27 protein-coding genes are annotated in these 25,817 nt (G+C 38.7%); 12 read left to right on the plus strand and 15 right to left on the minus strand.

Annotation, left to right across the window (positions count from 1 at the left end; translation table 11 throughout):
- Nucleotides 1-169 precede the first annotated feature (169 nt).
- From rlmH to ACB088_RS11140, 3 genes are all read left to right on the plus strand, one after another.
- The gene (gene rlmH / locus ACB088_RS11130) at nucleotides 170-649 is read left to right on the plus strand and encodes a 23S rRNA (pseudouridine(1915)-N(3))-methyltransferase RlmH (protein ID WP_375036984.1); all 480 of its coding nucleotides are present in this window, start codon (nucleotides 170-172) and stop codon (nucleotides 647-649) included.
- A gap of 112 nt (nucleotides 650-761) precedes the next feature.
- Entirely contained in the window at nucleotides 762-1,538 is a 777-nt protein-coding gene (locus ACB088_RS11135; protein WP_056478551.1) for a class III extradiol ring-cleavage dioxygenase, read from the plus strand.
- A gap of 168 nt (nucleotides 1,539-1,706) precedes the next feature.
- Nucleotides 1,707-2,816, plus strand: coding sequence for an META domain-containing protein (locus ACB088_RS11140; RefSeq protein WP_375036985.1), 1,110 nt, complete (start codon nucleotides 1,707-1,709; stop codon nucleotides 2,814-2,816).
- 55 nt (nucleotides 2,817-2,871) lie between these two features.
- Here the strand turns inward: ACB088_RS11140 and gdhA are convergent, their stop codons facing one another.
- Nucleotides 2,872-4,275, minus strand: coding sequence for an NADP-specific glutamate dehydrogenase (gene gdhA / locus ACB088_RS11145; RefSeq protein WP_375036986.1), 1,404 nt, complete (start codon nucleotides 4,273-4,275; stop codon nucleotides 2,872-2,874).
- A gap of 272 nt (nucleotides 4,276-4,547) precedes the next feature.
- Here gdhA and ACB088_RS11150 point away from each other — a divergent pair, with 272 nt between their 5' ends.
- Both ACB088_RS11150 and nth read left to right on the plus strand, forming a co-directional pair.
- Entirely contained in the window at nucleotides 4,548-5,339 is a 792-nt protein-coding gene (locus ACB088_RS11150; protein WP_045434527.1) for an RnfABCDGE type electron transport complex subunit B, read from the plus strand.
- Nucleotides 5,340-6,029 (plus strand): endonuclease III, encoded by a 690-nt coding sequence (gene nth / locus ACB088_RS11155; protein ID WP_199990210.1) that lies wholly within the window; start codon nucleotides 5,340-5,342, stop codon nucleotides 6,027-6,029.
- Between the two features lie 37 nt (nucleotides 6,030-6,066).
- Here nth and ACB088_RS11160 read toward each other — a convergent pair whose 3' ends face one another.
- The 4 genes from ACB088_RS11160 to ACB088_RS11175 form a co-directional block, all read right to left on the minus strand.
- A complete protein-coding gene (locus ACB088_RS11160) occupies nucleotides 6,067-6,204 on the minus strand; it encodes a hypothetical protein (RefSeq protein WP_375036987.1) in 138 nt (45 codons plus the stop codon).
- Between the two features lie 72 nt (nucleotides 6,205-6,276).
- Nucleotides 6,277-6,930 (minus strand): adenylate kinase, encoded by a 654-nt coding sequence (adk, locus tag ACB088_RS11165; RefSeq protein ID WP_003652994.1) that lies wholly within the window; start codon nucleotides 6,928-6,930, stop codon nucleotides 6,277-6,279.
- An 86-nt stretch (nucleotides 6,931-7,016) separates the two neighbouring features.
- A complete protein-coding gene (locus ACB088_RS11170; protein WP_375036988.1) occupies nucleotides 7,017-8,330 on the minus strand; it encodes a hypothetical protein in 1,314 nt (437 codons plus the stop codon).
- A 59-nt stretch (nucleotides 8,331-8,389) separates the two neighbouring features.
- On the minus strand, nucleotides 8,390-8,908 hold the full coding sequence (locus ACB088_RS11175) for a hypothetical protein (protein ID WP_375036989.1): 519 nt from the start codon (nucleotides 8,906-8,908) through the stop codon (nucleotides 8,390-8,392).
- Nucleotides 8,909-9,143: 235 nt separating this feature from the next.
- Here ACB088_RS11175 and mrdA point away from each other — a divergent pair, with 235 nt between their 5' ends.
- Together mrdA and rsmD are read left to right on the plus strand one after the other, a co-directional pair.
- Nucleotides 9,144-11,141: a penicillin-binding protein 2 gene (gene mrdA / locus ACB088_RS11180; RefSeq protein WP_375036990.1), complete on the plus strand. Its 1,998-nt coding sequence runs from the start codon at nucleotides 9,144-9,146 to the stop codon at nucleotides 11,139-11,141.
- Nucleotides 11,141-11,686 (plus strand): 16S rRNA (guanine(966)-N(2))-methyltransferase RsmD, encoded by a 546-nt coding sequence (gene rsmD, locus ACB088_RS11185; RefSeq protein WP_092707554.1) that lies wholly within the window; start codon nucleotides 11,141-11,143, stop codon nucleotides 11,684-11,686. Before mrdA ends, rsmD begins: the two co-directional genes overlap by 1 nt.
- Before the next feature lie 73 nt (nucleotides 11,687-11,759).
- On the opposite strand, the gene ACB088_RS11190 is transcribed toward rsmD, so the two are convergent.
- The 9 genes from ACB088_RS11190 to ACB088_RS11230 form a co-directional block, all read right to left on the minus strand.
- Entirely contained in the window at nucleotides 11,760-12,215 is a 456-nt protein-coding gene (locus ACB088_RS11190; RefSeq protein ID WP_199990310.1) for a hypothetical protein, read from the minus strand.
- 57 nt (nucleotides 12,216-12,272) lie between these two features.
- Complete coding sequence (locus ACB088_RS11195; RefSeq protein WP_375036991.1) at nucleotides 12,273-12,842, minus strand: HupE/UreJ family protein; 570 nt, start codon at nucleotides 12,840-12,842, stop codon at nucleotides 12,273-12,275.
- Nucleotides 12,843-12,851: 9 nt separating this feature from the next.
- Entirely contained in the window at nucleotides 12,852-13,466 is a 615-nt protein-coding gene (gene ureG / locus ACB088_RS11200; protein ID WP_002117800.1) for an urease accessory protein UreG, read from the minus strand.
- Between the two features lie 24 nt (nucleotides 13,467-13,490).
- The gene (locus ACB088_RS11205; protein WP_375036992.1) at nucleotides 13,491-14,156 is read right to left on the minus strand and encodes an urease accessory protein UreF; all 666 of its coding nucleotides are present in this window, start codon (nucleotides 14,154-14,156) and stop codon (nucleotides 13,491-13,493) included.
- Nucleotides 14,143-14,625, minus strand: coding sequence for an urease accessory protein UreE (gene ureE / locus ACB088_RS11210; RefSeq protein WP_133746562.1), 483 nt, complete (start codon nucleotides 14,623-14,625; stop codon nucleotides 14,143-14,145). The genes ACB088_RS11205 and ureE overlap by 14 nt, the downstream gene beginning before the upstream one ends.
- A gap of 70 nt (nucleotides 14,626-14,695) precedes the next feature.
- Entirely contained in the window at nucleotides 14,696-16,396 is a 1,701-nt protein-coding gene (ureC, locus tag ACB088_RS11215) for an urease subunit alpha (protein WP_375036993.1), read from the minus strand.
- Nucleotides 16,397-16,433: 37 nt separating this feature from the next.
- On the minus strand, nucleotides 16,434-16,742 hold the full coding sequence (locus ACB088_RS11220; RefSeq protein ID WP_004641817.1) for an urease subunit beta: 309 nt from the start codon (nucleotides 16,740-16,742) through the stop codon (nucleotides 16,434-16,436).
- A gap of 11 nt (nucleotides 16,743-16,753) precedes the next feature.
- The gene (ureA, locus tag ACB088_RS11225; RefSeq protein WP_005042204.1) at nucleotides 16,754-17,056 is read right to left on the minus strand and encodes an urease subunit gamma; all 303 of its coding nucleotides are present in this window, start codon (nucleotides 17,054-17,056) and stop codon (nucleotides 16,754-16,756) included.
- Nucleotides 17,057-17,156: 100 nt separating this feature from the next.
- Nucleotides 17,157-18,032, minus strand: a complete 876-nt coding sequence (locus ACB088_RS11230) for an urease accessory protein UreD (protein ID WP_375036994.1) — start codon at nucleotides 18,030-18,032, stop codon at nucleotides 17,157-17,159.
- A gap of 201 nt (nucleotides 18,033-18,233) precedes the next feature.
- On the opposite strand from ACB088_RS11230, the gene ACB088_RS11235 reads away from it, so the two are divergent.
- The gene (locus ACB088_RS11235; RefSeq protein ID WP_005042208.1) at nucleotides 18,234-18,557 is read left to right on the plus strand and encodes a hypothetical protein; all 324 of its coding nucleotides are present in this window, start codon (nucleotides 18,234-18,236) and stop codon (nucleotides 18,555-18,557) included.
- A gap of 186 nt (nucleotides 18,558-18,743) precedes the next feature.
- Nucleotides 18,744-19,214 (plus strand): copper resistance protein NlpE, encoded by a 471-nt coding sequence (locus ACB088_RS11240; RefSeq protein ID WP_375036995.1) that lies wholly within the window; start codon nucleotides 18,744-18,746, stop codon nucleotides 19,212-19,214.
- Nucleotides 19,215-19,272: 58 nt separating this feature from the next.
- Here the strand turns inward: ACB088_RS11240 and ACB088_RS11245 are convergent, their stop codons facing one another.
- A complete protein-coding gene (locus ACB088_RS11245) occupies nucleotides 19,273-20,877 on the minus strand; it encodes an isocitrate lyase (RefSeq protein ID WP_003653024.1) in 1,605 nt (534 codons plus the stop codon).
- 587 nt (nucleotides 20,878-21,464) lie between these two features.
- On the opposite strand from ACB088_RS11245, the gene ACB088_RS11250 reads away from it, so the two are divergent.
- The 3 genes from ACB088_RS11250 to ACB088_RS11260 all read left to right on the plus strand — a co-directional run bounded on the left by ACB088_RS11250 (nucleotide 21,465) and on the right by ACB088_RS11260 (nucleotide 25,796).
- Nucleotides 21,465-22,454 carry a LysR family transcriptional regulator gene (locus ACB088_RS11250; RefSeq protein ID WP_003653025.1) on the plus strand — a complete coding sequence of 330 codons (990 nt, stop codon included), beginning with the start codon at nucleotides 21,465-21,467 and terminating at the stop codon, nucleotides 22,452-22,454.
- Nucleotides 22,455-22,564: 110 nt separating this feature from the next.
- A complete protein-coding gene (locus tag ACB088_RS11255) occupies nucleotides 22,565-23,890 on the plus strand; it encodes a hemolysin family protein (protein WP_017391686.1) in 1,326 nt (441 codons plus the stop codon).
- A 568-nt stretch (nucleotides 23,891-24,458) separates the two neighbouring features.
- On the plus strand, nucleotides 24,459-25,796 hold the full coding sequence (locus tag ACB088_RS11260; RefSeq protein WP_005042217.1) for a CitMHS family transporter: 1,338 nt from the start codon (nucleotides 24,459-24,461) through the stop codon (nucleotides 25,794-25,796).
- Nucleotides 25,797-25,817: the final 21 nt, after the last annotated feature.

The following is a 25,817-nucleotide window of genomic DNA, read 5'->3' on the forward strand; positions in this document are numbered from 1 at the left end:
AGATAGCCTTGTTTTTATTCTCTATGATCATCTGAACTCCAGACAGATGATCATTTGATCGCAGTCCAACACCGTTTTTTGGACTGCGTTTTTTATGCCTATTTTACTACCGCGAACTTATCTTTTCCTCAGGTATAATGCGCAAGCTGTTTTTGAATGAATAGATAACATGAAAATTCGTATTCTGACCATTGGTCAAAAAATGCCTGCTTGGGTTCTCACTGGGTTTGAAGATTATTTCAAACGTATCCAACCTTTTGTGCAAACCCAAGTCATTGAACTTCCTATGGCCAAACGTGGTAAGAATGATTCAGAAGCAGATATTTTAAAGTATTGCCAAATTGAAGGCGAAAGTATTCTAAATGCGTTAAAACAAAATGAAACTTTAATTGCCCTAGAAGTCGGTGGTCGAGAACTCAGTACAGAAAAATTAGCTGATACCATGAAACAATGGATGCTTGAAGGTAATGATGTAGTACTTGCGATTGGTGGCCCAGATGGTTTATCGGATCAGGTACGTAAAGCTGCTGCATGGCATTGGTCACTTTCAAAACTTACAATGCCTCATCCTTTGGTACGGGTTTTATTAATTGAACAACTATATCGGGCGATGACTATTAATCATAATCATCCCTATCACCGTGCATAAAAACAACAACCGTTTCATTTTAGGAACAATCCGTTGAAATCAGGATACTTTTAACATGTCCTGATTTTGGCATAATGACTATTATTCTGCTTTTCAACTCAGGTGTAATGCAATGGAACTACAAACCCTTCCTGGACTGTTTATTTCACATGGTTCACCCATGCTTGCACTTGACCCGGAACAAGTAGGACCTGCTCTACACCGTTTAGGTGCAAATCTTCCTACACCAAAGGCAATCATTGTGATGTCTGCGCATTGGGAGAGTAAAGCACTTGAAGTGTGTATTTCGACTCGTCCCGAAACATGGCATGACTTCCGCGGTTTTCCTAAAGAATTATATGAAATTCGTTATAGCGCACCCGGTCAACCAGAACTCGCCGAAGAAATCTTAAAATTACTAGCAGATGCTCATTTTGTTGCCCATGCTAATAGCACCCGTCCTCGTGACCATGGTGTATGGATGCCTCTATTACATATGTATCCTGACGCTGATATTCCTGTAGTCGAAATTTCTTTGCCAACAAATTTAAGCGCACAAGAAATTTATCGTATAGGACAAACTCTCGCACCCTTACGTGACAAACAAGTTCTACTCATTGGTTCAGGCAGCATTACCCATAATCTTGCAGAGTTATCTTGGCAAGGAGACAACTCTAAAGTTCCTGAATGGGCTTCAACTTTTAGAAATGCTGTTGTTAATAAACTTACCCATCAAGATTATGATGGTGTACTGGAATGGCAGTCATTGCCTTATGTAAAACGTAATCATCCTACCCTTGAACATTTTGCGCCTTTGTTTTTTGCTATGGGTTCAGGCAATCGCTTTACGATTGTTCACAGCAGCTTCACAATGGGCTCACTAGGCATGGATATCTATCGTTTTGATTAATTATTAGCAAATACCCCGTTTTTCGGGGTATACCATTATTTTTGTTGAAAATTAGAATAACTTACAAACTTATACATTTTAAAAACCGAAACAATCAAATGTTTACATTTTCTTTTTTTAAGAATGTTTTAAGCTTATTGCTGTTGTTTTTTTACTTGAAGTTTTTAAATGAAAATTAAATATTTAATTCTTGCGTTATTACCTTTTTCTTTGATGGCGTGTCAAACAGTTACAAATACTCCTGCTCCGATTGTATCTGAGCAACAACAAAACCTTGCAGCCACTTTAGGTGAATATGCTTGGACTTATCAAAATGTAAAAGCTTCTAAACCACTCGTACTTAATTTTAATGCAGATGGTAAATTAGCAATTAATACGGGTTGTAATGGCCAAGGCGGTACTTGGAAAATTGAAGGCAACCAACTTGTTACATCTAACCTTGTTTCAACCATGATGGCTTGCCAAGACGATTTAATGAAACAAGAGCAACTTTCTACTAGCATCTTTAATGAAGCGAAATTACCAATCGAAATTAGCAACAATAATGGTCAGGTGATTTTAAGCGTGACAGATAAAACTGGTCAAAAGCACATTTTCCAAGGTCAAAAAGCAGTGAATACTCAAGCTTTAACAGATTATTCTTGGTCTTACCAACCTGAAAATACAAAAAAACCAATCGTTCTTAACTTTAGCAATGACCGTTTATCTATCGCAACAGGTTGTAACCGTCAAGGAACAACTTGGAAAGTTGAAAACAATACGATTGTAACGTCTGACGTAATGTCAACTATGATGGCTTGTGAACCTGCTTTAATGAAACAGGAACAATTTTCTAGCAACCTCTTCCAAAAGCGTGCAATTCCATTTGAGCTTAATACAACAAACGTTGATCAACCGACATTAACGGTAACTGATGCGCAAGGTCAAAAATATACCTTTACTGGTAAAATGACACCTGAAGCAAAATATCAATCTGAAGGGAAAACTATTTTCCTAGAAGTTGCTCCACAAACTAAATCATGTACTGGTGTAGCACCACAAACATGTATGCAAGTTCGTGAAATTAAATATGATGACAAAGGTGTTAAAACTTACGCTGACAAAAACTGGTCATTATATTATGGTCAAATTGAAGGTTTTGAACACAATCCAGACCAACGCGTAATTTTACGTGTAAAACGTTTTGAAGTGAAAAATCCAGCAGCAGACCAATCTAGCCTAGCAGATGTGTTAGATATGGTTGTAGAGCAAGAGTTAGTTAAAAAACCTAAAAAATAAGTTTTTAGATTAAAAAAATCCGATGCTCAGGCATCGGATTTTTTTATTTCTATTCTTAGAAAATACCTTGGGCAAGCATTGCATCAGCTACTTTTACAAAGCCTGCAATATTGGCGCCATCAACATAGTTAACAGTACCGTCTTCTTTTGTACCGTATCTTACACAATTGGCATGAATGTCTTTCATAATTGCATGTAGACGCTCATCGACCTCAGCATGTGTCCAGCTTAAACGAATTGCGTTTTGAGACATTTCTAAACCAGACGTTGCAACACCACCTGCATTAGATGCTTTTCCTGGCGCATACAAAATTTTAGCTTTGATAAAGTGTTCAACTGCCTCAAGTGTAGATGGCATATTAGCGCCTTCAGCCACACAAATTACACCATTTTCGATCAACGTTTTAGCGTCTTCACCTGTTAATTCATTTTGCGTAGCACATGGTAAAGCAATATCAACAGGAATATGCCAAGGTGTTTTACCTTCAAAATATTCAAAGCCATGTTTAGAAGCAAACTCGGAAATACGGCCACGTTTAACGTTTTTAAGATTCATGACTTCATCAAGTAATTCATCTGTAAAACCATTTTTTACATAAACAGTTCCGTTAGAGTCAGACAAAGTAACAACTTTTGCCCCTAAGAACATGGCCTTCTCTGCCGCGTATTGCGCAACATTACCCGAACCAGAAACAGAGACTGTTTTGCCAACGAAAGACTGGCCACGCGCTTTTAGCATTTCTTCTGCAAAATAAACCGTACCATAACCAGTTGCTTCTGGACGCATTAAGCTACCACCAAATGAAATTCCCTTACCGGTAAAGACACAAGCAGTGTCGTTACTCAGCTTTTTCATCATGCCTGCCATATAACCGACTTCACGTGCACCCACCCCAATATCCCCCGCAGGAATATCAGTATTCGGTCCTAAATGACGGTATAGCTCAATCATTAATGCCTGACAAAATCGCATAATTTCAGCATCAGATTTACCCTTCGGATCGAAATCTGAACCACCTTTCCCACCACCCATAGGTAAAGTGGTAAGTGAGTTTTTAAAAGTCTGCTCAAAACCTAAAAATTTTAAAATTGATAGATTGACCGATGGGTGGAAACGCATTCCCCCTTTGAATGGACCAATTGCTGAATTGTATTGAACACGGAAAGCTCTGTTAACTTGAGTCTGACCTTGATCATTCATCCATGAAACACGAAATTGAATAACTCGCTCCGGTTCAACAAGGCGTTCTAACAATCCCTGTTCCGCATACTCTGGATTTTTTTCAATAAATGGCCACAAACTCATCATTACTTCTTCGACAGCTTGCAAAAATTCAGGTTGATGCGGATCACGCGCTTGCACGTAATTCAGGAATTCATTCAGATTGTTGTATTTCAATGCACGGTCCTCAGCATAGTCATGAATTAAATTGGTGCAATACATTATTAAATGCATCATTTAGCAGCAAAATATTAAATCCCTTTCCATCAATTTTAACAATAGTTATTTTAAATTATTTTATTCATCTTAATTATCAAAAACTTATTTTTAGAAAAACTACTCAAAAATAAGAAATAGTAATTTAACTCTTCACTTTTATTGATCTATTATTGTGCAACATTAGCTACATTTTAGGTCAATTAAAAACCCGATAAATTCGTTAAAATCCATTGACCTTACTTAGGTTTTTCTTCATTATCGCATCGTTTTAACCAAGCTATTTGCCCACTATGAATTCATCTATTTCTCTCATACGCGAGATTGATGCGTTATTACCACAAACACAATGTGGTCTATGTGGACATCGTGATGGATGTCTACCCTACGCAAAGTCGATTGCTGAAGGTGAAGAAGCAAATAAATGTGTTCCAGGTGGACAACCTGTTGCTGATGCACTGGCAAATCTACTCAATCGCTCTCCACTAACTGCTGAAAGTAGCGTATGGCCTGTACAAACAGATGGTCGTCCACAGCGAATGAAAGCGATTATTCGTGAAGACGAATGTATTGGCTGCACCAAATGTATTAGTGCTTGTCCTGTAGATGCTATCATTGGCAGTGGTAAGCTCATGCATACCATCTTGACCGACTTATGTACGGGTTGTGAGTTATGTATTCCACCTTGCCCAGTAGATTGCATTGATCTGGTCGAAGACACACAAGCCTTACCAAATGAACAACAGCGTGCCGCAGAACAAAATGATTTAAGGCAACGCTACTACTCACATATTCAACGTGAAGAAAAGCGTCGCAGTCACCGTAAAGGTCCTGTGGTACGCGCTGAAATTGACACTCAACTGTTTGCTCAGTTCTCTCAGGTACTTGATGAACTACCTTCAATTGAGCTCATCGAGAAACCTAAAGAAGCTGTGTTAACTGATGCAAAAACTACGATTGAGTTAGCCAAAATCCGCACCCAAATTAAGAAATTGGAAAAACAGCTAGGTGTGCGTGAAGATGCTAAAAAGCGTCTTCAACTTGAAGAACTACAACAGCAACTTATGCAACTACAGGAGGTCTGAATGGCTGTCAAAAATATGACGAAAAAGCAGATTCAAATATTCTTTGAACGCCTTCGCGAACAACGACCGTCACCTCAAACCGAGTTAAACTATTCATCTTCTTTTGAGTTACTTATAGCTGTTATGTTGTCAGCTCAAGCTACCGACGTGAGTGTGAATAAGGCAACTGATAAGCTTTATCCTGTGGCCAACACCGCTGAGAAAATCTATAACTTGGGCGTAGATGGTTTAAAGGAATATATTAAAACAATTGGTCTTTACAATGCCAAAGCCGAAAATGTCATTAAAACCTGTAAGATTTTAATGGAGCAATTTAACGGCGAAGTTCCAAGTAACAGGAAAGACTTAGAGGCCTTGCCAGGTGTGGGTCGTAAAACTGCAAATGTTGTTTTAAATACAGCTTTCGGACAACCGACTATGGCCGTCGATACACATATTTTCCGAGTGGGAAATCGAACTGGCTTAGCCGTAGGTAAAAATGTACTTGAAGTTGAACACCGCTTAATTAAGGTCATTCCTAAAGAATTTATTTTAGATTCACATCACTGGCTCATATTGCATGGCCGTTATTGCTGTATAGCCCGTAAACCTAAATGTGCTGAATGTGTGGTTGCAGATGTTTGCAACTGGCCTGATCGTTTTGAATTTGGCGCGCAAAAACAAATTACTATTAAAAATATTGAAGCTTAAAAATATGGTTGGGTATAGGTAACATACCCAATCAAACTTACTTTAGACGCTTGTTCTGATTACGATCTTCTTTTGCTTGTTTTTGTACCTGCCTAAGCATTTTATAGCTCTGATAACCCAAAAATATGACGAGTGCCAGACTTAGCAATACCACCAAAATCAATATGATTTTCATATTGTTCTCCTGCACTGAATGAAAGAAAAGAGCCCTCATGATGAGAGCTCCTTGTCACAAATAATATTTTAATTATTTATCTAAAATATTAAATAAGTCTGTTTGTACATCTTCAATTGTACGTAAACCATTAAGCTTGTCATAAGTCGGCGCATTCTCACCAGATGCAGCACGGCTTTGATAGAAACCAACCAATTGCTCAGTTTCTGTATGATAAGACGCTAAACGTTTACGAATCGTTTCTTCTTGGTCATCTGGACGTTGAACAAGATCTTCACCAGTTTCATCATCTTTACCTTCCACTTTAGGTGGGTTGTAAACTGTATGATAAACACGGCCAGAAGCGGGATGCTGACGACGACCAGAAAGACGTTGTACGATTTCTTCATCAGGAACATCAATTTCAATCACGTGATCAATGCTAATCCCCTCTTTTTCCAAAGCTTCAGCTTGTGGAATAGTACGTGGAAAACCATCGAAAATGCAGCCATTTGCACAGTCAGGTTGAGCAATACGTTCTTTTACTAAACCGATAATAAGTTCATCTGAAACCAAACCACCAGATTCCATTACACTTTTAGCTTTTAGACCTAATTCAGTACCTTCACGAATTGCAGCACGGAGCATATCACCGGTTGAAATTTGTGGGACATTGTAGCGCTTACAGATCAACTGAGCCTGAGTCCCTTTGCCTGCCCCAGGTGGTCCGAGTAAGATAATGCGCATAAAAAACATCCTCATTTAAAACAATGAATGTGAAGCCTGGCAGAAAAAGTCTCATTAATCTTCAATAGATCCTGCCCGACGTCGAATTATAAGAAAGCCACAAACAAATGTATTGTACCAGCAATAAATCCGGTTACCCCACCTAGTACAATAAGAATCCACTCATCCTCCTGAAATGCAGGACGCAATAAATTCTGAAACTCTTTTGGTGTCAGTTCGCGAATACGCTCTTTAAACATTTGAAAAATCTTCTGTGCCCGGCTTGCGTTCAGCCCTGGGTCACATACGGGTCCCATCGTAATTTCAATTGAACGATCAATCAAGTCCGTCTTTAACCTTGCGTACTCTCTTGGCCCTAAAGAAAGCTGTAAAGATGTACGAACTAACGGTGTTTCCATAATTTCGTTAATATGACGCTTCACAATGCGGCGGGTTTTATCTTTACGCGGCCCGTACATCATTTCGGTCATAATCGATTTTAACGTAATCAGATCTTCTGTTACTACGCTTGAAAACACATCAGAGACTTCCTCTTGACGCTTCATGAAAGCACCTTGGAAATTATAGGTCCCAATTCGAAGAACTGGTACAATCCAAGGGAACTTACGATCTTTTGTTAACCTAAAAATCTGTGGGTAACGAATATAATGTGGTTCAAGAGGGTTAAACACCATCCAGATTGCAATCCAGTTCGTTAAAAAACCCCAAATTGAAGCCCAAAACGGGACTGTCCAGTGCCAAGGTACGACAAACCAAACAATCATTTGGAAAATACCAAAGAACATTCCAATTAAAGCGCTAATATGCCAAATAAAGTTGATTTCTTTTTGACCAACCTTTAAGAACATGCGTACCATCAAACGACGATCGCCTTCCATTTGGCTCACCACCATTTCACGCATATTAACCAGTGACTCGACGTTCATGGTCAGCTCAGTCACTAATTCTCTTAACACGCCTGGTAATTGCTTATGCGCCTGAGCATAAATGCGGCGTTTAATTGAATAAGGTAAGTTTTCCCAAAGTACAGCATTCCGATCGATCATGACTTCATCAATAAGATGTTCAAGCTCAAACCCAACTTGTTCACCAATAATACGTGCCATGTCTTCAGGATCCATTGCTTCTAAAAATTCACGCAATGAACCTAATTTAGATAAAGTGTTATCAGTAATAATACCTGAGATACGTCCAGCCTTACGTGGCACAATACCTTGCCAACCTACTGGTAGTGGACCTAAGTGGAAACCCCAAAATTTGATTGGGTAAAACACCATTTTTAAAGCCATCCACACGTGTGCCCATGTAACAAAGGCAGTGACTGGAATAATACTTAAAACGGCCCAAAAATCAGGTCTGTGTAAAAAGGTCTGCCACAATCCGCTGACGTACTCTAACATGTAAGACTCTCGTATTTATTTGTGCTCTGCTTATGGCGAGTTAACAATAAACTGCTTTTTTATAAACCAAAACTTAGAGAATAAGAAAATTGAATTTGTGGTTTAGTATCCGCGGCAACATTTCCATTTTGGTCAGTCAACTTTTCAGCCGCACCAATACCCACACTAAAAGTACTAATTCTTTCTGAATTCAACAATACATAGGCCAAATCGACACCAGCGCCTAAACGGGATTTATAATCACCATCGACCTCTTTACTATCGAGATGCCCAGCATAAAAACCGATATAGTAACCATTTTTATCTGTGCCGGTAAGATAATAAGGATATCGAAACCCGACTTGTCCACCAGCAGTTTTGTCACCATTCAAAAATGCGCCAACTTTTGCATAGGCAATACCATAAGGGTTTACCCATTCGCCGTTTAGATGTAATAATTTTTGTGTAAAACCAGCACCCACATTCCACGTAGATGCCGTATGTCCTGCTAATTTTGCTTCTGGAAGAAACGAATAGTCTTGAGCTTGAGCCCAACTACTTACCGTCAAAACTGCAAGTAAGGGATAAATTTTTCTCATTATTTTCTCCATTTTCCCTAATCGTATGGTGAGAACAACCCTATTCTATTGAATGAGAGACTTTAACAGAATTATTTTGCTTCTTATATACAAGTATCTACAATTTTGTTGTCTGCAAAGTCAAAACGTATCTTATTAAAAGGCAATGAAACTTTGAAAATTATGCAATATTTTAAGCTCTCTTGCGTTAGAATAAGCAGCTATTTTTCTACCCTATGTCATTAAGTCGATCCTTATGAAGCAGCACTTTCCTTTAAAAGATATCCAGCAAGAAAAGCGCATTTATCGAGGACGAATCTTTTTTGCCGTAGGTCTGGTTATCATTTGCTTATTAGTATTAATTAGCCGATACGCTTATCTACAAATTTTCCACTACGATGAATTCTCTACTGCATCTGACAAAAACCGGATTCGCTTGCAGCCACTTCCACCGGCTCGTGGTTATATCTATGACCGAAATGGTGTATTACTGGCAGACAACTATCCTGTTTTTACAGCAACTTTAAGTAAAACAGATGTAGAAGACGCCGACCATGTTGTTGAGCAGTTACAGCCTATTTTAGATCTAACACAAGAAGATATTGATCGTTTCAAAAGTCGTATAAAAACTGCTCGAAAAACTGAACGTGTCGCGATTAAACTTAATCTAACTGAAGCCAATATTGCCAAGTTCAGTGAAGCTAAATATAAGTTTCCCGGCGTAAGAATCGAAACACAAATGACCCGTTATTACCCACATGGTGAGTTATTTGCTCATGTGATTGGTTATGTAGGGCGTATTAACGATAAAGAATTAAAAAGTATTGATAAAGATTTATATGCTGGAACCAACCTGATTGGAAAGATTGGGGTTGAGAAAAGCTATGAAGATTTGCTACACGGAACACCAGGGTATGAATCTGTTGAAGCAGATGCCCACAGTAACATATTGCGCCATTTAGGCCGCAAAGATCCTACTCGCGGGAATGACCTCTATTTATCTTTAGATTATGGTTTACAACTCGTTGCTTCTCAACAGCTCGCAGGCCGTCGTGGTGCCATTGTAGCGATCGACCCTCGTACTGGCGAAATTCTGGCTTTAGTATCTAGTCCAAGTTTCAACCCTAATTTATTTGTGACTGGCATTAACCATAAAGATTATAGTTCTTTACGTGATAGTTTAGATCAACCGCTTTATAACCGTGCTGTACAAGGTGCATATCCACCAGGTTCCACCATTAAACCAATGGAAGCAATGGGTGGTTTACACTACGGTATTGTGAACTGGTCAACAGCAATTTCTGACCCAGGTTATTTTCACTTACCTGGTGATTCGCATAAATTCCGCGACTGGAAAAAATCTGGTCATGGCATCGTAAACATGCATAAAGCCATCATTATGTCATGTGATACCTATTTTTATATTCTTGCCCATCAAATGGGTATTGATCAAATGAACCAATGGATGCGTCAATTTGGATTCGGTCAAAAAACAGGTGTCGACTTACCAAGTGAAAGTGAAGGTCTTTATCCAAATCCTGAATGGAAAATGCGTACTCGCAAAGCCAAGTGGATGAAAGGTGAAACTATTTCTGTGAGTATTGGTCAAGGTGCTTTTACAGCTACCCCATTACAGCTTGCTATGGCAACCGCAATTACAGCCAATCGTGGTTCTCATGTCACCCCTCACGTTTTACGTGCAACTCATGGTTCAAAACCATTTACTGTGCGTAATGCGCCTGATGGAAAAATCAACTTCAATGGAACGGATGAAGACTGGATTCAAATGCGCGATGCCATGGTTGATGTAATTCAATCAGGTACTGGCCGAGGCATTCGTACATCTCTATATCAAATTGCAGGAAAGACAGGAACTGCGCAGGTTAAAAGTATTGCACAGGGTAAACGTTACAATGAATCAGCCCTGAGCGAACGTCAACTTGACCATGGTTTATTCGTTGGCTTTGCACCAGCGGACAAACCAGAAATTGCAATTGCCGTAATTTGGGAAAATGGTCGTCATGGTGGTTCTGCTGCCCAACTTGCAAAACCTATTTTTGATTATTGGTTATTAACTCGTAAGAAAAACCCGATTCGACCAGCAAACCATCAAGTTAATGGCGGACTGATGACTGCAGGAATTAAACCAGGTGAACTCTCAAGCGGTGGTGAAAATCCAAGTTCTGCTCCAGTAGCAGCAGCTTCAACCCCAGCTGCACCAATTCCTTCTGCAACGAATGAGGTTGATGATTAATGAAAAATCAATTACGCATTATTGGTGGCGAATGGAAAAGAAGAGTACTTCCATTTGCCAGTATCGATGGATTACGTCCAACGCCAGACCGTGTACGTGAAACTTTGTTTAACTGGCTCATGTGGGATATTCAAAATGCGCATGTTCTTGATGTGTGCACAGGCTCTGGCGCATTAGGTTTTGAAGCATTGTCACGTGGCGCTGCATCAGTTTATATGATTGAACCAGACAAGACTCAGGCACGTTTTTTAAAAGATAATGTTGAGCTATTAAAAGCTCAAAACTGTCATTTAATCAATACAACTGCCCAACAAGCTTTACCCCGTTTAAAAGAACAGTTCGATGTGGTGTTTTTAGATCCACCTTATAGTCTAGATTTATGGCAAGAACTCTCGAACTTGGCAGAACCGCATATTAAAAAGAATGGGTATATTTACGTTGAAGCTGACCGAGATTTATCTCAGCTTCACCTTCCTTCAACATGGCAACAAGTTAAAACAACGAAAGCTGGTACAGTACACGCAGGGCTTTATCAGAAAATTTAATCATATAGCATTTTTATGATGAATTAATTTACCTGATCTATTTATTTGAATTAGATTATTCTCATTTTGTATTTCAAAATAAATAGATCGTAAAAAATCGTATGAGTTGACCTCGATCATAAGGAAAACTCGAAATATATTCATAACCAATTTTCAGTCTTGGATTAACACTATAATTAACTCCATATCCAACTGAAATGGATAAGTCTTGAATATTAATATGATTCGTTAAACCATTGATGTTTTTGTTCTGAAGTTGTCCCGTATCATAGGCTGTATAATTATAAATCACCCAACGCTCATTTGAATAAAATTCATTTTTGAGCACATTATAGTTATTAACTTCATCATCATGCTCAATGGCTAACCGCCTTTGTTCCAAGTTTAAATCTGATTGATCTAACAACTGGTCTGAATCTAGGAAAGTAGAATCACTTTCTGGTTGAAAAAAATCATAGGCCTGAACATATCCACTATAAAAGATAATAATTGCTGTAAAAACAGTATAAATATTTTTATGCACACACATTTTATTTTGCAAATCCAAAAAGGTAGCTTAAAGCTACCTTTTTTTGCAAGGTTTTAATTAACTTAAACCAATCACTGCAACAACTGCCGCACAAGCACCTACAATTTTTTTGCCATAAGGCACATATCGTGTAAGTGCAGCACCTAATGCCAATCCACCACAATAAATTAAAGCCATAGCCGCAACCATACCTGTTACTAATGCAACGACATGGCCTGCCTGTGCTAACTCAACACCATGCGCTATACCATGAAAGCTTGCAAGTAATGCCGCAGCGATAGGTAAAACACGATTTGATTTTGTCCACAGTGCAATTGCTGTAACAATCAAAGAAGCAACAATCCCATATTCAGCAACATTTACAGGCACTAAACCTTGAGCACCGATTAAAAAACCTACAATAAGGGTAACACTCAAAGTAATGACACCTGCAACTTTCCATTGCTTAGCTGCTGACCAGAGTAAAACACCGAAAGCTAAGGCCATCACTAAATGATCTAAACCAGTAAATGGATGAATAAAACCTGCCATAAAACCCGAATGTTCATGGTCATGTCCAGGGTGTGCCATTACAAGTGTAGGTAGCAATGCAAGGAGCCCTATGCCCCATTTTTTTATGAAGTCCATAATCTCTCCTTAAGCTTTAAACAGCCCTTGTTTCTCGATAAATTGAATAATTTCTTCAAGACCGTCTTGTGTTTTCATATTTGAAAATAAGAATGGTTTTTCGCCGCGCATGCGTTTCGCATCTTGATCCATCACATCAAGATTTGCACCGACCATTGGCGCAAGGTCAGTTTTATTAATAATGAGTAAATCTGATTTGGTAATGCCAGGCCCACCCTTACGTGGAATTTTTTCGCCACCGGCAACATCAATTACATATAACGTTAAATCAGAAAGTTCGGGGCTAAATGTTGCCGCTAAATTATCACCACCACTTTCAATAATAATGAGTTCTAAGCCTTCAAATTTTTCGCACAAATCATCAATTGCAGCCAAGTTAATTGAAGCATCTTCGCGAATTGCTGTATGTGGGCATCCCCCTGTTTCTACACCTACAATACGATCTGGCGACATTGCTTCGTTACGGGTTAAAAAATTTGAATCTTCTTTGGTATAAATATCATTCGTTACCACAGCCATGTTGTATTTATTACGCAAGGCTAAACATAAATTAAGAGTAAGCGCAGTTTTACCCGAACCCACCGGCCCGCCAATTCCAACTCGTAATGGACTACGTTCTGTCATGATTTTTATCCTTTTTTCCTAAACTTAAGATCTGAATAACCGTGAATATTGTGTTTCGTGTTTCATGCTCAGCATGGCATAACGAGGTAAAGCGCTGCTCAATTGCTCATCATTAAGTTTTAAGGCTTTCTCTATCGCCTGTGGTACCAAACCATGTAAATGCCATAAAATTCTTTGTCCAGCCATTTGCCCTAACGGTACGGTTTTTACCGCAGCCAGAACCTGATTTTCTAAAACAGTAAAGGTATAAGCTGTGAGCACATCAGCGTCTTTAAGCTCAAGCCGACCACAGAGCTGTGCATAGACAGGCACAAAACCAAACTGCTTTTTAACCTCAACAGTTTTTTTTAAAACATCTCTAATCCATGCATTTAAAGAAAATGCCAGCTGCTGAGATTCCGCTAAAAGCTCTTTGCTTTCTCGGCTTGCTCTATATAAATTTGCCCAAACCAGAAACTGATCTTGGTCATCATGATGTTGCATAAGACGTTTCAGTACTGGCAGCTCAAACCGCACTAACAGCATTTCAAGCACTTCTTCGAAATAAGAAATTGCCGACGTTTCATCGTGTATTAAGCCAATATCAATGGCTGTTTCTACACCTTGTGAATAACAATATGCTCCAACTGGCAATGCCGTAGAAGACAGTGTCAGTAATTGAAGTAATTGCGCCGCGTTATGAATGGACATGGTGCAAAGCTTTGATTGGGCTTAAGCGATGATCATGGCTATGCTGTGCATAGGCACCGCTTTCAGGTTCAAACGGATGATCAATCTCTGTCACTTTCAGACCTAAGCCCTCTACCATTTCTGCAAGTACATGATCAGGCTCAAAATATAAAGCAGTAGGTGTAAGCATTAATGGCACATGTCGATTACCTAGATGATAGGCAGCTTTAAGCAAATCAAAATCGGTTGCAGCAATCACTTGCATCAAACGTTCAGGCTTAGCATCAACACGTAGTACATCACCTTGTTGAGTTGCAATATATGAACCACTGCGCAAAATGCCAGTACGTGGTAAATCGGCACCAATATCTACGCCACTCGCTAAAGCCGCTCGAAACCGTGATTTTTGGCGGGTATCAAAAGTCAGTTCAACCGTTTCAAATGTTTGATCAGGAGAAATATCTTCAAGACGTTGGGTATAGATTTTCATTTAGCTTCTCTCCTTATTTATTTCATATCTACAAATACAGCAATGAGGTGAATTACCTCTATAAAAATCATCAAAACAAGAAATAGCGCTGTGCCATCGGTAATACTTCAGCAGGTTCACATGTTAATAATTCACCATCCGCTCTCACCTCGTAAGTCTCGGGATGTACATGCATGACAGGACAATATGTGTTGTGTTTCATATCGGTTTTGCTAATCGCACGCGTATTTTTACATGGGCTAATTAACTTTTTAAGGTCTAATCTCTCAGCAACTTTTTCATCAATCGCTGCTTGAGATAAAAAGGTAATACAAGTGTTATGTACGCCACGTGGATAGGCACCAAACATTGGACGGTAATGCACTGGTTGAGGTGTCGGAATTGAAGCATTAATGTCACCCATCGGTGCTGCTGCAATCATGCCACCCTTAATAATCATAGATGGCTTCACCCCAAAAAAGGCAGGTTTCCACAACACCAAATCAGCAAGTTTTCCAACTTCAACCGAACCAACCTCATGACTTAAACCATGTGTAATTGCAGGGTTAATCGTATATTTGGCAATGTAACGTTTAACACGATTATTATCATGAAATTCGTTATCACCCTCTAATGGCCCACGTTGAATTTTCATTTTGTGGGCAGTTTGCCAAGTACGTAAAATCACTTCCCCTACACGCCCCATTGCCTGAGAGTCCGATGACATCATGGCAATTGCGCCTAAGTCTTGCAGAATATCTTCGGCTGCAATCGTTTCACGGCGAATACGACTTTCTGCAAAAGCGATGTCTTCAGCAATTGCTGGGTCTAAATGGTGGCAGACCATCAGCATATCTAAATGTTCATCAATGGTATTGATGGTATAAGGTCTTGTTGGATTAGTAGAAGACGGCAAAACATTACTTTGTCCAATTGCTTTTAAAATGTCTGGTGCATGCCCACCACCTGCACCTTCGGTATGGTAGGTATGAATCGTACGATTTTTAAATGCGGCTAGAGTCTCTTCTAAAAAACCACTTTCATTTAAAGTATCTGTATGAATCGCGACCTGCACATCGTACTCATCTGCAACGCTCAAGCAGTTATCAATGGCTGCTGGTGTTGAACCCCAATCTTCATGCAGTTTTAAGCCAATCACTCCAGCTTTAATTTGCTCTCGAATTGGGTCTGGTAAACTTAAATTACCTTTGCCTAATAAACCAATATTCATAGGCAAATCATCAATCGCCTGTAACATGGTAGCAATGTGCCAAGGTCCCGGAGTCACTGTCGTTGCCGAAGTTCCGGCTGCTGGTCCTGTACCGCCACCGACCATTGTTGTTGTCCCTGACATTAGCGCAGTTTCAACTTGTTGAGGGCAAATCCAGTGAATGTGGGTATCAATACCACCTGCTGTTAAAATTTGTCCTTCACCCGCAATCACTTCTGTTGCAGCCCCTAAAGGAATCGTAATGTCTGGTTGAATATCTGGATTTCCAGCTTTTCCTATTTTCCAAATTCGGCCATTTTTTAAGCCCACGTCAGCTTTAACAATTCCCCACCAATCCACAATTAAAGCATTGGTAATGACGGTGTCAGCAACCTCATTAGCTAAAAGTTGGGATTGCCCCATCCCATCACGAATGACTTTTCCGCCGCCAAATTTAACTTCTTCACCATATGTCGTTAAGTCTTGCTCAACTTCAATAAAGAGCTCTGTATCAGCCAAGCGAATACGATCACCGACTGTTGGACCAAACATCTCAGCATATGCACGACGTGACATTTTCATAACTTAATACTCATCTCTTTCATTATCGTTGTTATGTCTAATCCAACTTGCCCATGACGCGGCCTGCGAAACCATAAACTTCTCGCTTACCCGCTAAAGCAACCAGCTCAACTTCCCGAGTTTGTCCCGGTTCAAAACGAATTGCTGTACCAGCTGCAATATTCAATCGGAAGCCTTTAGCTAGCTCACGATCAAACTGTAGTGCATCATTTGCTTCATAAAAATGAAAATGAGAACCCACCTGAATAGGCCGATCGCCAATATTAGCCACTACAACTTTTAAAGTTTGCCGTCCAACATTCAGTTCAATATCAGCATCTGGAGTAATGATTTCGCCGGGGATCATAAGCATTCCTTTTATACGATTGGCTGATGAACTGTGACTAATTTTGAGCCATCTGGAAAAGTTGCCTCGACCTGAACCTCAGCAATCATTTCTGACACACCATCCATCACATCTTCGCGCTTTAATAAAGTAGTACCGTAGTGCATTAAATCACTGACCGTCATACCGTCCCGCGCACCTTCAAGTAAAGCTGCTGAAATAAAAGCAATAGCTTCAGGATAATTCAGTTTCAAGCCACGCGCTTTACGGCGTTCAGCAACGAGTCCTGCTGTAAAAATCAGTAATTTATCTTTTTCTGTTGGATTGAGTTCCATATCTCTTTCCTAAATTTCATTTATATTCTTTAAGCAAAATACGTGCTCAAAAGTAGCATACTGAATTTAATTGTTTTTTAAATACGCAATTTAACGTAACTTAGGTTTTCCAAATTCTTGGAAATTCTTCTTTTAAATCAAACCAATATCGACGTAATTTAGCCCGTATAGCTGCAAAAGCATCATGACAATGTCGGACATCATTTCCTAGAAAACGAGCCGAAACCACATCATCCAATAATGTTAATGTGACAGGTGCTTGCATACGCATCATCAATTCACGAATGAGTTCTAGCTGTTGTTCTAAGTAAAATGGCGAACGATATTTCTCTGGAGCGGCTGCCCAAAAGCTTCCCATCACGGCTTGATTGTTCATACCTAAACATGAACTAAGCCAACGATCTTCTCCTTCAAAATACAATGTATCTGCAACCAACAATTTATTTTCGCGCCATAATTTAAACTGGTTGTAATAACTCCCTTGAACGAAGCGCTCAGCACGTGCCTGTCGCCCAAGTACCAACATATCCCATCCAATAAAACTTGCAGCATTATCAAGATGAATATGAGTTTCTGAATGCGCTAAAGCCCCATCAAAAAGCATCGTTTCTTGTGGAACCCACTCTAAAATAGACTGATCTTTCACATGCAAATGAATATGCTGAAAAGCTTGTTTCCCATTGGTTTTGTACCATTTCCCCGCTCCGGGAGTAGTCACTACCGCATGGGCTTGATCTTTGGTTTCAATTTCAAAAGTAAGATGATCTCCTCCTGCAATTCCTGCTGGTGGATGTACAATAATCGCATGGCATACACCTGTTCTTTCAGGCCAGAGCATTTTTTGCACCCTAACAGGGCCATGATGTTTTCGATGACTCATTATGGTGCGTGAATTTTCAAAACAAAAACCGAGCTCGAGTTGTGCATACCAAAATGGTGCTGAAGAGTTTTTTGGAAACGGTTGTGCCTGATTCATTCTGGTTCATATGTTCAAAATAAGTGCTTAAACTTATAAGCAAAATACGCACCAAATATGAAAATAAGCCGACTGATAAAATTAGATACAATTTTTCGATTTTAATGAGTTAAAAAATCATCAATGTCTAACATAAAACCACAGTAACTTATGGAATTGTTTATACAATAGCGCCCACCGTTGCTTCCATACTTGCTCTCCATGAAACTTTTTTTCGTGTTAACCCCACTTGTCTTTTTAACTGGGTGTATTTTTGGCCAATCTAGTGAGGTCAAACGTGCAGAAAAGATCCTGCACAATTTCGAATGTAAAAATGTTGAGACAAGCCAGCTTGCAACAAGCTCGATTAATTCTTACTACCAGCAATCTTTAGCGGTAAGCAAAGAAAAAGCAACTTCATACGTAGAGAGCTACAAAAATGGTGAAGAATTATTCGACATGCCGCTGGATGAGGTTTTAAAGCAACAATACCAACTCTATAAATCAGCATGCGACTCCTTAGGTGGAGTTTCAGCACAACCGTAATTTATAAGGTATTCATTAAATCGTTTTAGTGAATACCTCCTTTTTATTTTTGTTTTAATAATTATTCAAAATTTACTCACTTTACCTTTTGTTAAAATTAAATTACATACTTAAACTTTTATTAAGCTCTCATATTTCATAGCCTATTTATTGCTTTTTTATTTATTTTCCGAGGTTTAGATCATCATGAAAAAAACATTATTATCAGTTGCACTTGTAAGTGCCCTTCTTGTTGCTTGTAGCAAAAACGAAAATAAAGCCGATACAACACAACAAGCCTCTGCTCCTGCACAAACTACTGAATCAAATAACAATGCAGTAGATACCGCTCATACAGCTGAAAACTCACTAGATTGGGACGGTACATATAAAGGCACTCTTCCATGTGCAGACTGTGAAGGCATTAAAACTGAGTTAGAGTTAAAAGATGATAAAACTTATGAATTGACTGAAACTTATCTTGGCAAAGGTGATAAAAATCCATTTGAAACACATGGTACGTTTACTTTTGACAAAGATAATACTTCTGTAATTACCTTAGATGACAAAGGACAAAATCGTAAATTCTTCATTGGTGAAAATACGGCAACTGCTTTAGATATGGATGGTAAGAAAGTTGAAGGTTCTTTAGCTGAACACTATGTATTGAAAAAATAATTATATATTAATGATAAAAAAACCCGCTCATTTGAGCGGGTTTTTTTGAAATCAATTCTTAGTGTGCAGCGAATTGGTTCATTGTGTTTTTAGCATCGTCATGCGCTTTAAGTGCATTGTCACCAGAGAAGATTTCTTTGTGATCATCACCGATGTCAGAACCAGCCATTGCTTGGTGTTTGACACAAGCGATACCACCACGGATTTCTTTACGTTGTACGCCAGCAACATAAGCCAACATACCTTCAGAACCGAAGTAACCTTGTGCAAGCTCATGTGTAGAAAGAGCAGCAGTGTGGTAAGTAGGAAGTGTGATCAAGTGATGGAACACACCCGCTTCACGAGAAGCATCTGCTTGGAATGTACGGATCTTAGCGTCTGCATCAGCAGCTAATTCAGTAGCATCATACTCAGCGCTCATTAATTTAGCACGGTCGTAAGCAGAAACGTCTTTACCTTCCGCAACCCAACGATCGTAAGCTTGTTGACGGAAGTTTAAAGTCCAGTTGAATGATGGGCTGTTGTTATAAACAAGCTTCGCATTTGGAACAACTTCTTTAACACGGTTAACCATGTGAGCAATTTCTTCTACGTTTGGAGTCGCAGTTTCGATCCAAAGAAGGTCAGCACCATTTTGAAGGCTAGATACACAGTCAAGTACAACACGGTCAATTTGAGTGTCAGCACGGAACTGATATAAACCAGAAGGTAAACGCTTAGGACGGTGTAATTTACCATCACGTTTGATCAAGATTTCGTCTTCTTGAGCATCAGCAATGTCAATTTCAACAGTGTCTAAGAAACCGATGTATTGAGAAGCAATGTCACCTGGCTCTTTAACCACTGGGATTTTTTGAGTCAAGTCAGCGCCTTCAGAGTCAGTACGCGCAACGATGATACCGTCATCAAGACCCATTTCTAAGAATGCATAACGTAATGCATGGATTTTAGAGATGAAATCTTCATGTGGAACAGTTACTTTACCAGCTTGGTGACCACATTGTTTCGCATCAGATACTTGGTTTTCGATTTGAAGCGCACAAGCACCAGCTTCGATCATTTTACGAGCAAGCAAGTAAGTCGCTTCTTCGTTACCAAAACCAGCATCGATGTCAGCAATAATTGGCACAATGTGAGTTTGGAAACCGTCGATTTGAGCAGTGATTTCAGCAGCTTTAGCAGTATCGCCAGCTTCGTTTGCTTTTTTAAGCGCACGGAATAAATCGTTTAATTCTTTTGCATCAGCTTGACGTAAGAAAGTGTAGATTTCTTCGATCAACGCAGGTACTGAAGTTTTTTCGTGCATAGATTGGTCAGGAAGTGGACCAAATTCTGAACGAAGAGCAGCAACCATCCAACCAGAAAGGTAGATATAGCGACGCTCAGTAGTGCCGAAGTATTTTTTGTTCGCAATCATTTTTTGTTGCGCGATAAAACCGTGCCAGCAACCTAATGATTGAGTGTATTTGCTTGAGTCAGCATCATAAGCAGCCATATCACGACGCATAATCGCAGCTGTATATTTAGCAATGTCTAAACCAGTTTTGAATTGGTTCTGCATTTGCATACGTGCAGCATCTTCTGGGCTAATATCGCGCCAAGTGCTACCGAATTTTGCTTTTAGTTCGCGGATTGCATCAATCGCTGTTTGATATGTAGTCATGATATTGTCCTGTATTCATTTTAGGATTTCATCGATTGAAGCCTAGAGTCATGTACTTAAATTTCTTATGACACCAGCTGCTTCTTCATGAACACAGCTTAGACTTAGCCAATCAATTAATCCAATATCCTTTATTAATCTTCAGTATTTATTTAAAAAATATACCGATAAATCGATATTATAGATAAAACCAAAAACATTAACACTTTGTTTATAAAAATAAAATTATTCTAAAGGAGTATAGAGTTTTATTCTAAAAACTTAGTAAGTCTTATTTTTATACAATTTTTGAAGTTTTTCCACCCATTTTTAACCTTAAAAGTCAATTGTAAATTAGGCTATTTTTGCCAATGTAAAAAGTCAATTTCCATGCTAGAAAGTAATAAGTCATATATAAATATATTCTATTTGTCACCTCCATACTTAAAAATGTAGCAAAGACAATAAAATCGAGCCTTTGAAGTACTTTTTACCCCTACTTAATTCCTACAAAAAATGTCGTTTTTCTCATCATTTTTTCACACAATAGTTATTAGATATGGCATAATTTGAAACAATTTCAGGGTTTTATTTTCGGTATTTTTTTTATGAATCTGGAGCGAGTAGATCTTAATCTATTAATATATCTTGATGTACTTCTTCGTGAAAAAAATGTTACGCGCGCGGCCGAACAGCTTGGGGTAACTCAGCCTGCAATGAGTAATATTTTACGTCGCTTACGTAATTTATTTAACGACCCTCTTCTTATCCGTTCTTCTGAAGGGATGACTCCAACAGAACGTGCTCTTGAATTACAACCTCGTATTCGCGATGCGCTTGCTGATCTCTCCATGATTTTGGAACCCCGTACCGAATTCCGCCCTTATACAAGTAATCGCGTTTTCCGCATTATGACATCGGACTATGCCGAGGCAACCTTAGTTCCTCGTCTTGTTAAAGCGCTCCGCTCTGAAGCTCCAAACGTTGTTCTTGATTTTCTTACACCAAGTGATGTGTCTTATAGAGACATGGAACAAGGTAAAGTTGATCTCGCAATTAATAGATTTAATGAAATACCACAAAGTTTCCATCAGGTTTTAGTTTGGCGTGATAGTTTCAGTTGTATTCTTAACGACAAACACCCTGCTGTAACTCATTTAAATTTAAAAAGCTATTTAGATGCACAACATATCTGGGTTTCTAAAACAGGTATGGGGGTCGGTTTTGGCGTAAACCCTGATAAACAAGGTGGTTTAGGCTGGATTGATCAGGCATTAGAACGTATTGGTCAACGTCGTAAAATTTCTGTATTTACTCGCCACTACCAAATGCCAGCTTTACTTGCTCAAAACGTAGACCTTATTGCCACATTACCAACACGGATGGCACGTCTACAAACACAGAACCCTAAACTGGTTATAAAGGATCCTCCTTTTTATATTCCAGAGTTCGAACTTAAAATGGCTTGGTGCCCGTTGTTACATCATCACCCTGCTCATCGCTGGTTGCGCCAACTTATCTTATTTGTTGCTCGTCAAATGATTGAAGAGGAAAACCGTGAATTTCTAACCAATAATTCACAATTTTCTCACTATTAAATAAATTTTAATTTAATTGTCGATTTCAGGCGCTGAGCAATCAATCTGATTACCTCAGCGCTTTTTTATGTTAAAACATAGTCATAATAATGATGAATCTCAGGTGATTTGTGAGTCTCTTTCAAAATATCATTATCATCGTACTGCTCATTATCGGAGCGGGCTTTTTATCTTTAACTGAAATTGCACTCGCTGGTGCCAGAAAAGTTAAGCTAAAAATTCTAGCCGAAGCGGGTGAAGAACGCGCCCAACAAGTACTAGATTTACAAGAACAATCTGCTGACTTTTTTGCAGCCTCTCAAATTGGCCTGAATGCAGTTGCGATTTTAGGCGGTATTTTGGGTGAAGCTGCTTTTCGTCCTTATTTCGTGACTTTAGTTGACCGTTTCTACGCAGGTCCTTGGACACAAACGATTGGTTTTGCCCTATCCTTTACTTTAGTGACATCACTCTTTATTTTATTTGCCGATCTTATGCCAAAACGTTTGGCTATGATTGCACCCGAAAAAATTGCAATTAGTGTTATTAATCCAATTCAGGTTTTTATTAAGGTTTGTAAACCTCTAGCTTGGGGAATTAACGCAATTGCCAACCTGCTATTCCGTTTATTTAAAGTGAATACAACGCGAGAAGACAACATTACTTTTGATGATATTTCAGCTGTAATGGATGCGGGTGCTCAAGCAGGCGTACTGCAAAAACAAGAACATCACTTTATCGAGAATGTTTTTGAATTAGAAGAACGCAACGTACCTTCCAGCATGACAACACGTGAAAATGTTGTTTATTTCACCTTAAATGAACATGAAGATAGCATTCGTCAAAAATTAGCGGAGTATCCTTATTCAAAATTTTTGGTATGTAATGAAAATATTGATCAGGTCATTGGTTACGTCGACGCCAAAGACTTTCTTGTTCGCATTTTAAACAATCAATCTCCAACGCAATTGAATGAAACAACCATTCGTACCGTCCTGATGATTCCGGACACCTTAACCCTATCAGAATTACTTGACCGCTTCCGCTCTACAAAAGAAAAGTTTGCGGTTGTTATAAATGAATATGCGCTTGTTGTAGGGGTTATTACTTTAAGCGATATTATGATTACGGTTATGGGCGATTGGGTAACCCCAATTGAGGAAGATCAACAAATCATTAAGCGTGATAATAACTCGTGGTTAATTGATGGCAGCACACCAATTGATGACCTAAGACACGCACTTGAAATTGATGAAATGCCTGATGAAGAAAATTATGAAACACTAGCAGGCTTCATGATGTACCGCCTACGTAAAATTCCACGTCCAGCAGATTTTGTAGAATTCGGTGGATACAAGTTTGAAGTAGTCGATGTCGATCATTTTAAAATTGACCAACTCCTTGTAACTCGAATTTTAGAACAAAGCGAAGTACATTCATCAATTGATGAAAACTGATTTATATTAATTTAAATACCTCACAATTTTTGTGGGGTATTTTTTTAATCTAAATAAATTTTTCAAATATATGTAATAATTATTTTAGATTCATAAATTCAATTTGCTCTTTTAATCTAAAAATAATATTATTTAAATTATCACTTACATTAAATCTTAAACACTGAAAAATAATAGAATAATCTACATATCTCAATCAATATGAAGCGATTAGGTCCCCATTTACATTGCCATCAAACTTATGTAACTTAGCTCAAAGCAAGTCTTTAAATGGTTCTTCTTCTCACTTCACCCATCAAATCATATATAATTTAAAAAAATATCATATAATTTTTATTTTTATAAAACCTTTATACTGCATTATAATGACTTACATTTATTATATGCTTACTATAACCCTATTATATATGTTCAGTATTTCGCCTGAATATACCTCTCCAACTGAATATATATTAACCAAATAAACTAAATATATTATTTGTCTTTTTAATAAAAATTAATAAGAATAACCAAGGTCAGAGTTTTGAATAAACTTGTTCAGTAAAACTATAGGCAAAGGATTGATTGTATGCTGACATTACTTGGTGTTGGCATGATTTTGTGCTTCATGTACTTAATCATGTCCAAACGTTTAAGCCCTATTATTGCTTTAATTCTCATCCCATTTATTTTTTCTCTTATTGCTTGGGGCCTAGGTCACTACTTTGAAAGTTTGAGTCACATTGAACTCAAAGGTCTCAGTGAGATGATGCTTGAAGGCATCAAAAAATTAGCGCCAACTGGCGTAATGCTTTTATTTGCAATTTTATATTTTGCCTTAATGATCGATGCAGGTCTTTTCGATCCACCGGTTAAATGGATTTTGAAAAAGGTTAAAGGTGATCCTTTAAAAATCACAATGGGAACCGTGTTTTTAACCACAATGGTTTCTTTAGACGGTGATGGCTCAACAACTTATATGATTTGTGTGGCTGCAATGTTGCCACTTTATCAACGCTTAGGAATGAATACACTCATCATGACTGCACTTATGCTGTTATGTAGCGGTGTAATGAACCTAACACCATGGGGTGGCCCTACAGCCCGTGCTGCAAGCGCCCTGCAAATTGACCCAAGCCACATTTTCGTACCAATGATCATTCCTATGGTCATTAGTATTGGTTGGTTATTTTTCTTGGCGTATTTATATGGTCGTTACGAGCAAAAACGTTTAGGCGTTATTGAGCTTGAAACTCACCATGGCGACAATATTACTGTATCGAAAGATCCTGAAGCGACTCGCCCACATTTACGCAAAGTAAATATGGTGCTTACCATCCTTCTTATGATTGCTTTGATCAAAGGCATTTTGCCTATGTCTGTGTTGTTCATGATAGCATTCTGTATCGCAATGCTCATTAACTACCCAGATGTTGATATGCAGAAAAAGCGCATTGCAATGCATGCAGATAGTGTCTTAGCTGTTGTGGGCTTAATTTTTGCAGCAGGTATTTTCACAGGAATTTTATCTGGTACAGGTATGGTTGAGGCGATGTCTAAAGAGTTCGTCGCAATGATTCCTCCAAGCATGGGTCCATATCTTGCACCAATCACTGCTTTAGTGAGTATGCCGTTGACATTCTTTATGTCAAATGATGCTTTCTTCTATGGTGTTTTACCAATTCTTGCTGAAGCTGCTTCACATTATGGTATTAGTGCAGAAGCGATTGCTCGTGCTTCAATTGTAGGCCAACCTGTACACTTACTTTCACCACTTGTTCCATCTACCTATTTGTTATGTGGTCTTGCTAAAGTCGATTTTGCCGACCATCAAAAGTTCACTTTAAAGTGGGCATTCATAACTTGTCTGGTATTAATGGGTACTGCTTTAGTGATTGGTGTTTTCCCACTCTTTAGCACGCTTTAATTATTCATATGCAATAAAAAA

The sequence above is a fragment of the Acinetobacter sp. RW6 genome (assembly GCF_041956835.1).
In the GTDB taxonomy this organism is placed as follows: domain Bacteria; phylum Pseudomonadota; class Gammaproteobacteria; order Pseudomonadales; family Moraxellaceae; genus Acinetobacter; species Acinetobacter calcoaceticus.

Bases quoted from the DNA above. Each gene is read 5' to 3' on its own strand.
- ACB088_RS11135 (WP_056478551.1), top strand. From the start codon at position 762: ATGGAACTACAAACCCTTCCTGGACTGTTTATTTCACATGGTTCACCC.
- ACB088_RS11205 (WP_375036992.1), bottom strand. From the start codon at position 14,156: ATGTCCATTCATAACGCGGCGCAATTACTTCAATTACTGACACTGTCT.
- ureA (WP_005042204.1), bottom strand. From the start codon at position 17,056: ATGGAACTCAATCCAACAGAAAAAGATAAATTACTGATTTTTACAGCA.
- ACB088_RS11190 (WP_199990310.1), bottom strand. From the start codon at position 12,215: ATGTGTGTGCATAAAAATATTTATACTGTTTTTACAGCAATTATTATC.
- ureC (WP_375036993.1), bottom strand. From the start codon at position 16,396: ATGAAAATGTCACGTCGTGCATATGCTGAGATGTTTGGTCCAACAGTC.
- ACB088_RS11245 (WP_003653024.1), bottom strand. From the start codon at position 20,877: ATGACTACATATCAAACAGCGATTGATGCAATCCGCGAACTAAAAGCA.
- ureG (WP_002117800.1), bottom strand. From the start codon at position 13,466: ATGACAGAACGTAGTCCATTACGAGTTGGAATTGGCGGGCCGGTGGGT.
- ACB088_RS11175 (WP_375036989.1), bottom strand. From the start codon at position 8,908: ATGAGAAAAATTTATCCCTTACTTGCAGTTTTGACGGTAAGTAGTTGG.
- nth (WP_199990210.1), top strand. From the start codon at position 5,340: ATGGCTGTCAAAAATATGACGAAAAAGCAGATTCAAATATTCTTTGAA.
- rlmH (WP_375036984.1), top strand. From the start codon at position 170: ATGAAAATTCGTATTCTGACCATTGGTCAAAAAATGCCTGCTTGGGTT.
- ACB088_RS11160 (WP_375036987.1), bottom strand. From the start codon at position 6,204: ATGAAAATCATATTGATTTTGGTGGTATTGCTAAGTCTGGCACTCGTC.
- ACB088_RS11170 (WP_375036988.1), bottom strand. From the start codon at position 8,330: ATGTTAGAGTACGTCAGCGGATTGTGGCAGACCTTTTTACACAGACCT.
- ACB088_RS11195 (WP_375036991.1), bottom strand. From the start codon at position 12,842: ATGGACTTCATAAAAAAATGGGGCATAGGGCTCCTTGCATTGCTACCT.
- gdhA (WP_375036986.1), bottom strand. From the start codon at position 4,275: ATGATGCATTTAATAATGTATTGCACCAATTTAATTCATGACTATGCT.
- mrdA (WP_375036990.1), top strand. From the start codon at position 9,144: ATGAAGCAGCACTTTCCTTTAAAAGATATCCAGCAAGAAAAGCGCATT.
- ACB088_RS11140 (WP_375036985.1), top strand. From the start codon at position 1,707: ATGAAAATTAAATATTTAATTCTTGCGTTATTACCTTTTTCTTTGATG.
- rsmD (WP_092707554.1), top strand. From the start codon at position 11,141: ATGAAAAATCAATTACGCATTATTGGTGGCGAATGGAAAAGAAGAGTA.
- ureE (WP_133746562.1), bottom strand. From the start codon at position 14,625: ATGAAAATCTATACCCAACGTCTTGAAGATATTTCTCCTGATCAAACA.
- ACB088_RS11235 (WP_005042208.1), top strand. From the start codon at position 18,234: ATGAAACTTTTTTTCGTGTTAACCCCACTTGTCTTTTTAACTGGGTGT.
- ACB088_RS11250 (WP_003653025.1), top strand. From the start codon at position 21,465: ATGAATCTGGAGCGAGTAGATCTTAATCTATTAATATATCTTGATGTA.
- adk (WP_003652994.1), bottom strand. From the start codon at position 6,930: ATGCGCATTATCTTACTCGGACCACCTGGGGCAGGCAAAGGGACTCAG.
- ACB088_RS11260 (WP_005042217.1), top strand. From the start codon at position 24,459: ATGCTGACATTACTTGGTGTTGGCATGATTTTGTGCTTCATGTACTTA.
- ACB088_RS11230 (WP_375036994.1), bottom strand. From the start codon at position 18,032: ATGAATCAGGCACAACCGTTTCCAAAAAACTCTTCAGCACCATTTTGG.
- ACB088_RS11220 (WP_004641817.1), bottom strand. From the start codon at position 16,742: ATGATCCCCGGCGAAATCATTACTCCAGATGCTGATATTGAACTGAAT.
- ACB088_RS11150 (WP_045434527.1), top strand. From the start codon at position 4,548: ATGAATTCATCTATTTCTCTCATACGCGAGATTGATGCGTTATTACCA.
- ACB088_RS11240 (WP_375036995.1), top strand. From the start codon at position 18,744: ATGAAAAAAACATTATTATCAGTTGCACTTGTAAGTGCCCTTCTTGTT.